The sequence below is a fragment of the Nocardioides sp. genome, from assembly GCF_035503875.1.
Classification (GTDB): domain Bacteria; phylum Actinomycetota; class Actinomycetes; order Propionibacteriales; family Nocardioidaceae; genus Nocardioides.
In genome coordinates, this window is sequence record NZ_DATJTA010000065.1 from 20,029 (window position 1) to 32,701 (window position 12,673).

General features: G+C 73.8%; 14 protein-coding genes. 2 read left to right on the plus strand and 12 right to left on the minus strand.

Going from position 1 to position 12,673, the window contains the following annotated elements:
* Positions 1-53: 53 nt before the first annotated feature.
* The 5 genes from VMF51_RS15350 to arsM all read right to left on the minus strand — a co-directional run bounded on the left by VMF51_RS15350 (position 54) and on the right by arsM (position 4,984).
* Positions 54-1,220: an endonuclease/exonuclease/phosphatase family protein gene (locus tag VMF51_RS15350; RefSeq protein WP_325475326.1), complete on the minus strand. Its 1,167-nt coding sequence runs from the start codon at positions 1,218-1,220 to the stop codon at positions 54-56.
* Between the two features lie 112 nt (positions 1,221-1,332).
* Entirely contained in the window at positions 1,333-2,556 is a 1,224-nt protein-coding gene (locus VMF51_RS15355) for an MFS transporter (protein ID WP_325475327.1), read from the minus strand.
* Between the two features lie 99 nt (positions 2,557-2,655).
* Complete coding sequence (locus VMF51_RS15360) at positions 2,656-3,099, minus strand: heat-shock protein HtpX (protein WP_325475328.1); 444 nt, start codon at positions 3,097-3,099, stop codon at positions 2,656-2,658.
* The gene (gene arsB, locus VMF51_RS15365; RefSeq protein WP_325475329.1) at positions 3,096-4,184 is read right to left on the minus strand and encodes an ACR3 family arsenite efflux transporter; all 1,089 of its coding nucleotides are present in this window, start codon (positions 4,182-4,184) and stop codon (positions 3,096-3,098) included. The genes VMF51_RS15360 and arsB overlap by 4 nt, the downstream gene beginning before the upstream one ends.
* Positions 4,181-4,984, minus strand: a complete 804-nt coding sequence (gene arsM, locus VMF51_RS15370) for an arsenite methyltransferase (protein ID WP_325475330.1) — start codon at positions 4,982-4,984, stop codon at positions 4,181-4,183. The genes arsB and arsM overlap by 4 nt, the downstream gene beginning before the upstream one ends.
* 87 nt (positions 4,985-5,071) lie before the next feature.
* On the opposite strand from arsM, the gene VMF51_RS15375 reads away from it, so the two are divergent.
* A complete protein-coding gene (locus VMF51_RS15375; protein WP_325475331.1) occupies positions 5,072-5,413 on the plus strand; it encodes a metalloregulator ArsR/SmtB family transcription factor in 342 nt (113 codons plus the stop codon).
* Between the two features lie 5 nt (positions 5,414-5,418).
* On the opposite strand, the gene VMF51_RS15380 is transcribed toward VMF51_RS15375, so the two are convergent.
* Together VMF51_RS15380 and VMF51_RS15385 are read right to left on the minus strand one after the other, a co-directional pair.
* Positions 5,419-6,510 (minus strand): hypothetical protein, encoded by a 1,092-nt coding sequence (locus tag VMF51_RS15380; RefSeq protein WP_325475332.1) that lies wholly within the window; start codon positions 6,508-6,510, stop codon positions 5,419-5,421.
* A gap of 86 nt (positions 6,511-6,596) precedes the next feature.
* Positions 6,597-7,016 carry an ATP-binding protein gene (locus VMF51_RS15385; protein WP_325475333.1) on the minus strand — a complete coding sequence of 140 codons (420 nt, stop codon included), beginning with the start codon at positions 7,014-7,016 and terminating at the stop codon, positions 6,597-6,599.
* Between the two features lie 106 nt (positions 7,017-7,122).
* On the opposite strand from VMF51_RS15385, the gene VMF51_RS15390 reads away from it, so the two are divergent.
* Complete coding sequence (locus VMF51_RS15390; protein ID WP_325475334.1) at positions 7,123-7,956, plus strand: NPCBM/NEW2 domain-containing protein; 834 nt, start codon at positions 7,123-7,125, stop codon at positions 7,954-7,956.
* A 22-nt stretch (positions 7,957-7,978) separates the two neighbouring features.
* On the opposite strand, the gene VMF51_RS15395 is transcribed toward VMF51_RS15390, so the two are convergent.
* The 5 genes from VMF51_RS15395 to VMF51_RS15415 all read right to left on the minus strand — a co-directional run bounded on the left by VMF51_RS15395 (position 7,979) and on the right by VMF51_RS15415 (position 12,635).
* Positions 7,979-8,554 (minus strand): DedA family protein, encoded by a 576-nt coding sequence (locus VMF51_RS15395; RefSeq protein WP_325475335.1) that lies wholly within the window; start codon positions 8,552-8,554, stop codon positions 7,979-7,981.
* Entirely contained in the window at positions 8,551-9,324 is a 774-nt protein-coding gene (locus tag VMF51_RS15400; RefSeq protein ID WP_325475336.1) for an MBL fold metallo-hydrolase, read from the minus strand. Before VMF51_RS15400 ends, VMF51_RS15395 begins: the two co-directional genes overlap by 4 nt.
* Entirely contained in the window at positions 9,321-11,378 is a 2,058-nt protein-coding gene (locus tag VMF51_RS15405) for an alkaline phosphatase family protein (protein ID WP_325475337.1), read from the minus strand. Before VMF51_RS15405 ends, VMF51_RS15400 begins: the two co-directional genes overlap by 4 nt.
* 35 nt (positions 11,379-11,413) lie before the next feature.
* Positions 11,414-11,986 (minus strand): TMEM165/GDT1 family protein, encoded by a 573-nt coding sequence (locus VMF51_RS15410; RefSeq protein ID WP_325475338.1) that lies wholly within the window; start codon positions 11,984-11,986, stop codon positions 11,414-11,416.
* 211 nt (positions 11,987-12,197) lie between these two features.
* Positions 12,198-12,635 carry a hypothetical protein gene (locus VMF51_RS15415; protein ID WP_325475339.1) on the minus strand — a complete coding sequence of 146 codons (438 nt, stop codon included), beginning with the start codon at positions 12,633-12,635 and terminating at the stop codon, positions 12,198-12,200.
* Between the last annotated feature and the right edge of the window lie 38 nt (positions 12,636-12,673).

A 12,673-nucleotide genomic window follows, 5' to 3' on the forward strand; every position in this document is an offset into this window, starting at 1 on the left:
CGTCCATCCTGGCCGACCGGCCCTGAGCGGTTCGGCGCGCTCCCGCCGCCTCCTCAGCGGTGCCCGTGCCGGTGCCGAGCCCGCAGCTGCACGCCCGCCACCACGCCGGCGTGGTCCGAGGCCCACAACGGTGCCGTCGTGCCGATCGGCCGGTCGCCGACGACCTTCGCCCAGTGCGTCTTCCGGATCCCGCGGGTCAGGACGAGGTCGATCCGGGTGCGCAGCCGGGACACGGGGTTGTCCAGCCGGTCGGCCTGGCAGCAGGTGTAGCCCGGCGCCCGCCGGTTGACCCACCAGGCGTCGTCGAACCAGAAGCGGGTGAGGTCGGCGTACGTGCTGGTCGTCGAGGTCCGTGGGTCGGCGGGCGAGTTGAAGTCGCCCGTCGCGACGAGCTGGCGCGAGGTCCGCGCCGGACCGGCGAGGAACTCGGCCGCCTGGGCCTCCTGGACGGCCGCGAACTCGCCGACCTCCAGGTGGGTGTTCAGGAAGCGGAACCTCGTCCCGCGCAGCGTCGCGTCGACGTACACCCAGCCTCGGCCGAAGTCGATGGTCGCGCCACCGGAGTCGGGGATCGGGAAGGTCTGCTGGGCGGCGTACCGACCGCTGACCCCGGGGCCGACGTCCAGGTGCCGCGTGCGGGTGTTCTCCAGGATCACGTCGCGGTCCTGGAGCGCCACGGCGCAGTCGAACGAGGTCGGCGAGGTGACCGCCAGGCAGCCGAACTGCGGCGCGACCAGCGGCACCGGCCCGATGTCGGCGTTGTCGGAGACCCCCGCGACCCGGTACGACAGCCCCCGCTCCGCGAGCTCGTCGAGCAGGATCTCCAGGAAGTCGTACGACGGGGGGTTGGCGCCCGCCTGGAGCGGGGTCGCCGTCCACCGGCTCACCTCCTGCAGCCCGATCAGGTCCGGGTCCTTCCGGGCGATCGTGTCCGCGATCGCCTCGGCGCGGCGCGGGAAGTCGCTGCCGACGGCGGTCGCGTAGATCTGCGCGGTCGCGGCCACGAACTCCGGTCCGGTCTGCGCGGCGAGCGCGGCGTCGAGGGGCGAGCCGAGGTAGAGGTTCTGGGTCATCACCACGAGGTTCGGTCCCGGCGGCCGGTGCTTCGGACCGTGGTCGGGCCGGCCGGAACCGGCCCCGGCCGGGCCGCCGGCGGACAGCAGGCCGACCACGAGGGCGGCGACGGCGGGGACGACGAGCAGACGGTGGGTGCGGTGCATGGGGGCGTCCGATCCGACGGGGCGGTCGCCGTCGACCGCCGGTGCCGAACCACTGTGCGTCCGCGACGGTCCCGGGCGCATCCCCTGTCTGTGGGTGGGCGTCACCGCCCGGTCAGGCGGACGCGCTCGTCTCGGCCAGGCGCACCGCGGTGATCGTGCGGCGCGTCGCAGCGAAGGCGGCGACCAGCACGGCCAGCACGAAGCAGCCGATCTGGACGCGGCCCGCCCCGAACGCCACCGCGAGCGGCCCGACCGCGAGCTGGCCGATCGGCGTCGCGACGAAGGAGAAGAAGCCGTCGATCGACATGATCCGCGACAGCATCTCCTCGGGGACCTTCTCCTGGACCGTCAGGTTCCAGGCCAGGTCGAGCAGGCTGAGCGCCGCGCCGGCGACGAAGAACGACGCGGTGAGGAGCCAGACGTTCACGTGGGTGCCGAGCACCAGCATCGGCACGCACCAGAACGCGAAGGCGATCATGATCGTCCGCAGCGGCACCCGCAGCGGCACCCGGGCCAGGAAGAAGGCGGTGACGAAGATCCCCACCGCCTCGCCGGATCGCGCGATGCCCCACCCCTCGCTGCCGATCGTGTCGGCGGCGATCGTCGGTCCGAGCACCCCGATCGCCCCGCTGACGAGGGCGTTGAAGACCAGGGACGCCGACGCCGCCGGGATCACCCAGCCGAGCTGCCGGGCGAACGTCCAGCCCGCCACGAAGTCCCCGACCACACTGGGCCGGGCGCCGCTCCGGTCGCCCGGGGGCAGCCGTACCAGCGACAGCAGGCCTGCGGCGACCAGGTACGTCGTCGCGTCGACGGCGAGCGCCCACCCGGGGCCGACCGTGGCGACCAGCAGCCCGGAGACCGCCGGTCCGATGATCCCGACCGCACTCTGCGCCTGGCCGATGAGCAGGATCGCTGCCTTCCGCTCCGCCACGGGGAGCAGGATCGGAACCATGCCGAGGAAGGCGGGATAGCTGACCGCGAAGACCGTGCCGGCGACGAACTGCAGGACGACGAGGTGCCAGATCTCCGCGTGCCCGCTGAGCACGAGACCGGCGGTCACCGTCTGCGCCACGCCCTGGATCAGGTTGCACCCGCGCAGGACGACGGCCCGGGGCAGCCGGTCCGCGATCGCGCCGCCGAACAGCATGAACGCGACCGACGGCACGCTCCACGCGGCCAGCACCCACCCCAGGGCGGACGCCGAGTCGCTGACCTCGAGGACCGCGAAGGCGAGCGCCACCCCGGACATCGATGACCCGACGCGATTGACGACCTGCCCGAGGAAGAAGTAGCGGAAGGCGGGCGTGGCGAGCGGAGAGAGCCGACCGCTCATCCAGCCGTCTCGCGGCACGGTGTCAAGGCAGCCATGACGAGCACCGTACGGCAGGTATCCCCGCGAGAGCGGTTGCTCGGTGCCCGGCGCGTCCCGGAGTCACGGGGTCGCGAGGACCGAGGGCGCGAGCTCGAGATCCGGCACGAGCTCCCTGACGAGCCCGCGGACGAGGGCGTCGAGCTCGGCGACGATCCGGAGGACGGTGGCCTCGTCCTGCCCGCCCGGGTCGTCGACAGGCCAGTCGCGGTAGGTGACGCCAGGGACGTACGGGCACTGCTCGCCGCAGCCGAGGGTGACGGCCAGGTCGGCGCCTCGCATCGTCTCGACCGTGAGGAGCGTGGGGTGCTCGCGCGAGGTGTCCAGACCGAGCCCGTCGAGGGCCGCCGCGACCTCGGGATGGATGTGCTCCCCCGGCCGGGTGCCCGCGGAGAGCGCGAGCACCCGGCCCCGGGCGTAGTGCTCGGTCAGCACCCGGGCCGCGACGGACCGGCCCCCGTTGCGGACGCAGGCGAAGACCACGGTCGGGAGATGGGCTGCGGTCATCGTGCGGCTCCTGAGGGGCGGGCGTCGGGGAAGAACCGACGGGACCAGAGGCTGACGTAGACGAGGCCGACCAGGACGGGGACCTCGATGAGCGGGCCGACGACGCCGGCCAGGGCCTGTCCACTGCTGACGCCGTAGACGGCGATGGTCACGGCGATGGCGAGCTCGAAGTTGTTGCCCGCCGCGGTGAAGGCGACGCTGGTCGAGCGCGGGTACCCCAGGCCGATGCGGTGCGCGAGCAGCATGGATCCGGCCCACATCACGGCGAAGTAGACCACCAGCGGTACGGCGATCCGGCCCACGTCGAGAGGCCGGCTCGTGATCGCGTCGCCCTGGAGCGCGAAGAGGACCACGACCGTGAACAGCAGGCCGTAGAGCGCCCACGGGCCGAGCCGCGGCAGGAACCGGTCCTCGTACCAGTCCCGTCCCCGGCGGCGCTCCCCGACGCGGCGGGTGAGGTAGCCGGCGGCGAGCGGGACGCCGAGGAAGACCAGCACGCTCCCGGCTATCTCCCAGGGCGAGACCTCGAGACCGGCGCTCGACAGGCCGAGCCAGCGCGGCAGCAGGTCGAGGTAGAACCAACCGAGCGCGCCGAAGGCCAGCACCTGGAAGACGGAGTTCACAGCAACCAGGACGGCAGCGGCCTCACGGTCACCGCAGGCCAGGTCGTTCCAGATGATCACCATCGCGATGCAGCGTGCCAGGCCGACGACGATCAACCCGGTGCGGTACTCCGGCAGGTCTTGCAGGAACAACCAGGCGAGGGCGAACATCACCGCCGGCCCGACGAGCCAGTTCAGGACCAGTGACAGGACCATGGTGCGGCGATCGCGGGCCACGTGACCGAACTCGTCGTACCGGACCTTCGCCAGCACGGGGTACATCATCACGAGCAGCCCGAGCGCGATCGGCACCGAGAGGGAGCCGATCCTGACGGCGTCGAGAGCGTCGGCGATACCGGGCACCCAGCGGCCGGCCAGCAGCCCCGCCACCATGGCGAGCCCGATCCACACCGGCAGGTAGCGGTCCAGGTTGGAGAGCCGGGGAACGACCGCGGGCGCGGAACGGTCGGTGGCCGTGCTCATCCGACGGGCTTGGTCGCGCGGACGATCGCGCCGTGCATGCCGGGGACCGCCTCGTGGGTGAACTCGACCTCGGCATCGACGAACCCCGCCGCGGCGAGCCCGGCGAGGTATTCGCCGCGGGACAGGGCGCCGGCGATGCAGCCGACGTACGACCCGCGCTCGGCGCGGTCCTCGGAGGTCAGGTGGTCCTCGGCCACCACGTCGGAGATCCCGATCCGGCCGCCGGGGACGAGCACCCGGAACATCTCGGCGATCACCCGCGGCTTGTCGACCGAGAGGTTGATGACGCAGTTGGAGATCACCACGTCGACGGACGCGTCCGGGAGCGGGACGTCCTCGATGGTGCCCCGGAGGAACTCGACGTTGGTCGCGCCCGCCCGGGCCGCGTTGGCGCGGGCCAGCTCGAGCATCTCGTCGGTCATGTCCACGCCGTAGGCGAACCCGGAGGCACCGACCCTGCGAGCCGAGAGGAGTACGTCGATCCCGCCGCCCGAGCCGAGATCCAGCACCCGCTCCCCCGGCTCCAGGGCCGCCACGGCGGTGGGGTTGCCGCAGCCCAGGCTGGCCGCGACCGCCTCCGCCGGCAGCTCGTCCTGGTCGGCCGCGCTGTAGAGCACCGCACCGAAGGACTCGTCCACCACGGTGTCCCCGGCGCCGCAGCACGACCCGGTCCCGCAGCCGTCGTCGACGACCTGCAGCCCCTCGCTCAGCTCGCCGTTCGAGCGGCCGCGCCCCACGGCGACGGCAGCCTCGGCGTACCGGGCCCGCACCTGCTCGCGCACGTCCTCGGTCCTCGTCATGACCCCTCCTGACACATCGGCATCCATCGATACATCGAGGATTCTCGATGCATCGATGTTTGTCAATCGGTGACGTAGGGTGGGGTCATGACCACGCTGCCCCTCCTCGATGCCACGCAGGCGTGCTGCTCGTCGGTCACCGGCGGGACGCTGGAGGTCGAGGAGGCCGAGCGGCTGGCGCGGATGTTCAAGGCGCTCGGGGATCCCACCCGGGTCCGGCTGCTCTCGCTCATCGCCGCCCAGCCCGAGCGCGAGGCGTGCATCTGCGACCTGGTCGACCCGGTGGGTCTCTCGCAGCCGACCGTCTCCCACCACATGAAGCAGCTGGTCGACGCCGGACTCGTCGTGCGCGAGCAACGGGGGCGCTGGGCGTTCTACCGCGTGGTCGACGAGACCCTGACCGCCCTGAGCGGCGCGCTGCGGCCCTGAGCCGCTCAGACGGCCCCGGGGCGCAGCGTGCCGATCGCCGTCTCACCGTCTCCGCCGCCGAGCCCGGACTCGTCCGGGGCCGGCATCCGCCAGGGCTGCCGTTCGGGCCGCGCGGCCTCGGTGGCCTTGCCGGGAGCGGTGGTCAGGATCGTGCGGGCCTGCTTGTCGACGAGACCGGTCAGCAGCTGCTGGGCGAACCCGAAGACGAACGCGTACGCCAGGATCTGCTCCTGGCTGTCGAGGTCGGAGAAGCCGGGGATGAAGCCGCCGCGGATCGCGATCAACCCCCCGATGGCGCTCACGGCGCCGAGGGGCAGCTTCAGCAGGGCGAGCGCCTGCGGCACGTTGTACGGCGAGGCGGTGCCGCGCATGTTCCGGATGGCCAGGATCGCCGCGAGCAGGCCGCCGAGCGACCCCAGGAGCACGACCGCGAGGACATCGTGGGCCGAGGCGGCGCCGGGGCCGGAGGCGCACGTGCCCGGCGGTCCGGCGGGCTGGAAGCAGAACGGCACGTCCGCGGGGTTGCGCATGACGTAGACGGTGAAGAGCACCAGCAGGGCCGACATCGCGGCCGCGCCGCCCAGGACGGTGTTGCGGAAGTTGCGCAGCCGCGCGTACTCCGCGTCGGCAGCGCCGAACCCGACCTCGACGGCCTTGGCGAGCTGGGCGCGCCGCGTCGGTGCGGCCGGAGGGCTGTCGAGGAGCGAGAGCGCCGCGAGCCGGCGCGGGTCGTCGCGGTCGAGTCCGGCCTCGACGCGGGCCACCGCCTCCGGGATCTCGGCCTCGATCTGGTCGGCCGTGTAGAGGTCGACCGCCATGGACTCGGCCGCGTGCAGGTTCTGGTACGCCGCGTCGACGAGGGTCCCGCGCCACCAGTTGCTCAGGCTTCCGGGCGCCGGGTCCCGGCGCAGGGTCGCGTTGCGCGCGGCGGTCAGCCGGCGGCGTACCCCCTCCGCGACGGCGCGCTCACCGGGGGTGAGGCCCTCCCCCGTCGCCTCGAGCGAGGCGAGCCGGGTCTCCAGCACGTCCACCGCCACGTTGACGTCCTGCGCCCACACCCGCTTGCAGGTCCGGTCGGTCTGCTGATCGGTCGACATCGCGCTCTCCCAGGTCCTGACGACAGCCCTTCACCTCGAGGAGCGGGCGCCGGCGCGGGAGATACGTCGAGCCGGGTACGGCGGACTCAGACCGCCGTCGCGAGATCTGCGGTGACCCTCGTGCCGCCGTCGTGCTCGACGCTCCACCGCTCGCACAGGCAGTCGACGATCGCGAGGCCACGGCCCGAGAGCGAGTCGGGGGCGGCGTCGCGGACCCGGAGATCGCCGTCGCAGATGCCTCCGTCGAGGACGCTGAGCCGCAGCCGCCCGCCGGTCAGCGCCCACGAGACCTCCAGGTCCTCGGGCGAGTCGGACCCACCGTGCTGGAGAGCGTTCGTGACCAGCTCGCTGAGCACCAGCTCGGCGTCCTCGATGAGGTCGGGTCGCGCGCCGTGCTCGAACAGCTGGCGCGACATCACCCGCCGGGCGATGCCGGTGACCCGGGTCGCCGGGGGCAGCACCAGGATCGTGCGCGCGTCGAGGGGCGGCTCGGCGGTCGAGGTCATACCTGGTCTGTTCCACATCCGGGGCCGGAACTAACCCCGCCCGTCGCATGTGTCGCAGAACTCACCTCCGGCGAACCGATCGGCCACCGCGTGCATCAGACCTGGCATGTCCATCTCCCGCACCCTCACCGCGACCGCGCTGAGTGCCGCCGCGCTGGTTCTCGCCACCTCTGCCGTCCCCGCCGCCCAGGCGTCGACGACCTCCCCGGCCCCGTCCGCCGAGCGGGCCGCCCGCGCCCACGTCGTCGAGGCTGCCGTCAACCGCGCGGCCGTCGCCCAGGGCCGGTGGGTGGTCGTCCACGGGATCGTCCGCTCGGGCGAGCGCGGCGACCGGGTCGGGCTCCAGGTCCGCTACCCCGGCGGGACGTGGCGGCAGACCGGGCTCACCGACCGCCTCGACCGGCGCGGGCGCTTCGCGATCGCCGACCGGATCGGCACCGGTCGCACCCGCGCCTACCGCGTCGTCAAGCCCGCCGGCGACGGCCGGAGGGCAGGTCGCAGCAAACCCGTCCGGGTCACGGTCTACTCCTGGCGCGACCTGAGCTCGTTCCCGAGCGTCACCCGGCAGGACACCTGGGACGGCCGCGACGTGAAGATCAACGCGGTGGCCTACCCGGGCTCCGTCGTGGCCGACTCCCGCGCCGCCAGCGGATCGATCGCCTACAACCTCGAGCGCCGGTGCCGGCAGTTCGAGACCCGCGTGGGCGTCGCCGACACCTCGGCCGAGACCGCGACCGGGAGGGCGTCGCTGAAGCTCGACGGGACCGAGCGGTTCACCGGCTCCTACACCCTCACCCGGTCCACCACGCTCGCCCTGGCCCTCGACGACGTCTTCCGGCTCACCTTCGACTGGACCTCCACCAACTCCGCCGGGACGCCGGAGGACCAGAGCGGGGCGCACGTCGCCCTCGGCAGTCCCCGGGTGCTCTGCCACGACTGACGGGCAACGCTCCGAGCTGCGCTCAGCGAGGCCTGCGCAGCCTGCGCAGGACCTGCGGGACCAGGCTGAGCAGCAGCGCGCCGGCGATCGCCACCACGAGGGCCGTCTGCTGGTCGTCGAAGATCCGCTCGCCGACGACGCCGATGGCGGCGTACACGACCGCCCACAGCGAGGCGGCGATCGCCGCGGCGCCGACGTAGCGGTACCAGGGGTAGCCGGTCAGCGCCGCCACCAGGAGGACCGGCACCCGCCCGCCCGGCACCAGCCGGGAGACCAGCAGGGTGCGGATCTCCGTGCGCTCGAGACGCTCGCGCAAGCGGCCGGGCCGGGACTGCTCGTCGTCGTGCAGCCACCCGACCCGCCGGGCGAGCGGTTCCCCGGCGCCGCGGAGGGCGGCGTACGTCACCAGGTCGCCGACGTACGCCGCCAGCGCGCCGACGGCGACGACCAGCAGCACCTCCCACGCGTGGTCGGAGCGCGCGAGCACCGCCGCGCTGCTGACGGCCGCGCCGGTCGGCAGCACCGGCACGACGGCGCCGAACGCGACCACGCCGAAGAGCACGAGCAGGGTGGCCAGCCCGAAATGGTCCCCGCTCACAGCTCGACCCGAGCCCCCGGAGCCACGACGACGGCCCGGGCAGCGTCGCCGCCGCCCTGCGCGTGCTCCCGCAGGGCGTCGGCGAACCGCTCCCCCGGGGTGACGAAGAGCCGGTGGTGGGTACGCCGGTCCAGCCGGGCCAGGCCGATCGGCCAGAAGGTGCCCCAGTGCACCGGCACCGCCCACCGGGCGCCGATCCGGGCGACCGCGGACGCGGCCTGGTCGGGATCCATGTGCTCGTCGCCGAGGCTCGGCCCCCAGCCCCCGATCGGCGTCAGGGCGAGGTCGACCGCGCCGACGCGGTCGAAGTCGTCGCGCCACCCGGTGTCGCCGGGGTACCAGCAGGAGACGCCCGCGCGCTCGACCCGGAACCCGATCGCCGGGCCGCGCAGCCGGGAGCCGGGGAACCGCCGTCCGTCGTGGTGGGCCGCGAGCACGCGCACGGTGGCGCCCGCGACCTCCAGCTCGTCCCCGGGCTCGACCGGGCGGACGTCGTACTCGGCCGGGACGAGCGACTCGCCGCCGCGCGGCACCAGGACCGGTACGCCGGGGGTCATCCGGCGCAGCGAGGGCACGTGCAGGTGGTCGTGGTGCAGGTGCGAGACCAGCACCAGGTCGGCGTCGTACGCCGGAGACGAGGGCGGCGGGCCGTGTCGGCGCAGGTGGTAGAGCCGGTCGACGTGCAGCGGGTCGGTGGCCACCCGGAGCCCCGCGAGCTCGACCGTGGCCGAGGCATGCCCCCACCACGTGACGGCGAGCGTGCCGGTCACGACCCGGCCCGCAGTCCGAGGCCCGCCAGCCGGCCCACGAGCGCGTCGTGCACGGCCGGACCGTCGAGCGCCCCCGCGGGCACCGACCAGTCCCGTGGATGGACCAGCATCGCCTCAGTCTGCCAGCCGCCCAACCCGCCGTGGGAGCCCACGAGCTCCTCGAACGCCACCACCTCGCCGAGGGCGCGGTCGTAGGCACCGAGCAGCACCAGGTCGCCGACGTGCTGCCGCCCGGAGAGCTGCAGCAGGTCGGTCACGGCGTCCGCGCCGTAGACCACGGCCGGGTCGTCCCCCGCCCCCTCGGTGGTGCCGAGCACCCGCCAGCCGCAGCCGCCGTCCACGACGACCGCGCCGTCCGCGCGCCGGGTCATGACCAGGCCCACGTGCGGGTGCTCCGCCAGGCCGCGGACCAGGCCCGGGTGCAGCTCGTCGACCCGCTCCCGGCTGAGCCGACCGGGAAGATCGGTGCGGTAGACGTGCGCGAGGCTGCCCGACGCGGCGACGAGCAGTCCGGGTCCCTGGGGAACCGGCGCGGACTCCGCCTGGCGCCCGCCGCCGGCGACCGACCGCGCCGCGCGGGTGACGGCCCGGCTGCTTCCCTGCGCGCCGGCGAGCAGCAGGTTGGCGGGCAGCCAGCGCTCGTCGGGATGCACCTCCGCGTGCACCTGCTGACGGGCCAGGTCCTGCACCACGTCGTCGAGGCTCCGGCCGGTGAGCTGGCGGAACGTCGAGCCCTGGGCCTGGCCGTGGTCGGACACCAGCGCGATCTCGTAGCGCCGGCCCACCTCGCGGGTGAGCTGGTCGAGGAAGCCCAGGACCCGGTCGAGGTTCTCCAGGGTGCGCAGGGACTCGGGCCGGGTCGGGCCGGCGTGGTGCGCGACCTCGTCGTAGTCGACGAAGTCCACGAAGACGACCGGCGTCCCCCGGGTCAGCTGCTCGGCGACGACGGCGACGTTGAGGTCGCGCAGCACGACCGTCGTGAGCCCGCGCAGCACGACGAACGCGCCGCCGCGCCGGACGCGGGGTACGACGCCGCGGATCCGCTGCCGGCGGCCCTGGTGCAGCTCGGTGAGCATCTGGCCCACGAAGAGCACCACCGAGCGCAGCAGCCCGAACCGGCTGATGGCGTACGACGCCGCCCCGCGGTCCGCGCCCGGCAGCCGGCCGTCGCTCAGGGTGAGCAGCCGCACCGGGGCGTCGCCGGAGAAGAGGTTCGACACGCTGGCACCGCCGTCCGCGAGCAGCCCGCGGCCGCCGCTCATCTCCTCCTCGACCAGGGCCGCGTCGGCCGGACGGCTCATCACCAGCAGCCGACCGCGCTCCTTGTCGAACCAGCGGAAGCCCGGCACCGCGGTGACGTCGCCGTGCAGGAGCGCCGCCTGGCCGGCCGGGGTCGTCGCCGGGATCCCCGTGTGCCAGCCGCGCAGCTCGTGGCTGCCCGACCGGACCCACCGCGAGACCGTCGGCATCGAGCCGGCCGTGATGGCCTGCCGCAGAACCGGGAGGCTCACCCCGTCGAGCTGCACGACGAGCAGTCCCGGCCCCACGGCACCGGCCGCGCGCGTACGGCGTACCGCCTGGCCGAGCAGCTGGCCGAGGAACGCGTCGTCGCTGCTGGTGTCGAAGAGCCAGTTGACGAACGCGGCGACGACCGCAGCCGCCCAGGAGGCGACGACGACCTCCCCCAGGCTGAACGGCTCGACGGACGGCACCAGCGCGAGGGCCACCCCGAGGACGACCGACTGCGCGAGAACGCCGGCCAGCAGCAGCCCCACCGTCCCGGTCAGGACGGTCAGCCGGGTGAGCAGCGGCCGCAGCAGGGCGCCCAGGACCAGGACGAGCACGACCAGGAGGGCCACCGACTCGGCGCCCGACCGGACCTGCTCGCCGGGCAGCAGCCACAGGCTCGCGGCCAGCGCGAGGAACGAGGTGACGAACGACCGGACCACGCCGGCCAGCCACGACCACGACGGGCGCCAGGACGCGAGCTGGAGGCGACCCAGCCGGAGCAGTCGGGCGACGGTGCCGCTGCGCTGCCCCGGCCCCGTCCTCACACGGGCAGCCTACGGAGCCGGGGTGCGCACCTCGCTCACCAGAGTCCCTGCGCGACGAGCAGGAGGCCGAACACGACGAACGCCGCGGAGGCGCCGTACTTGATCGCACGCTCGGGGAGGCGACGGCCGAGAACGGCCCCGACCACGATGGCGAGGGCGTCGGCGGCGACCATGCCGAGGGTGCTGCCGACCCAGGTGCCGAACCAGCCCTCGTGGGTGGCCAGGGTGATGGTCGCGAGCATCGTCTTGTCGCCGAGCTCGGCCAGGAAGAACGCGACGCCGACCGCGAGGATCGCGGCGCCCTTGCTGCGGCGCGCCTTCTCGGCCTCGTCCTCGGTGAGCTCGTCGCCGCGCAGGGTCCACAGCGCGAAGCCGAGGAAGGCGATGCCGGCGACGATGTTGATGGTGTCCTGGCTGTCGGCGAACGCGTCGCCGATCCAGTAGCCGATCGCCACCGAGGCGAGGTGGACGATGGCGGTCGCGACGGTGATGCCGATGAGGACGTCGCGGGCGCGGTAGCGCGCGGCGAAGGTCATGGCCATCAGCTGGGACTTGTCGCCGAGCTCCGCCACGAAGATGACGGCGGTGCTGATCAGGAAGGCTTCCACGGGTTCCTCTCCGGGCCTGCCAGGCCGGAGGGACTCCCTGAGGGACGCGCCTTCGACCAGGCACGCCCGAGGTTGGTTCGGGGTGGTGCGACTGGTCGAAAGTCTCGTCCGCCACCCGGTCGCCCGGCTGGCCCGCTGCACCGGTCCCGCGCGAGGCGGGGCAGTATGTCGACGCAGCTGTTGGGGACTACTCCCTTTCGGTGGTGGGAGCCTAGCCGCCCACCTTCAGCACGGCGACGACGACCCCCGACTCGTGCTCCTCGACCTCCACCGTGCCCGGCGCGTCGATCACCAGCTCGTGCACGGACGAGCCCTCCTCGAACTCGACGTACTGCTCCGGGCGGGAGTGCACGTGCAGCTCACCGGCCCGGTCGGCGGTGATCCTCAAGATGAGCGGTTCGCCGCGGCCGAGGTCGAGCTCGGCGGCGTTCGGCGAGACCTCGTCGCCGTCGATCCGGACCACGAGCGACGGACCCGCGGGCACCTCGGCGGGCGGTGCCGTGCTGGTGGCCGCACCGGGGCCCGCGGGCGAGCTGGCCGCGGGCTCCCGCGTGGACTCCGCGGCCGGGTCGCTCTCGTCGGAGGAGCAGGCGGCCGCGGAGACGGCGAGCAGGACGGCGGCGACGGCCGCCGCGGGTCGGGTCCTCACCGGACGTCGGGGCCGAGGATCACTCGAACCAGACCGAG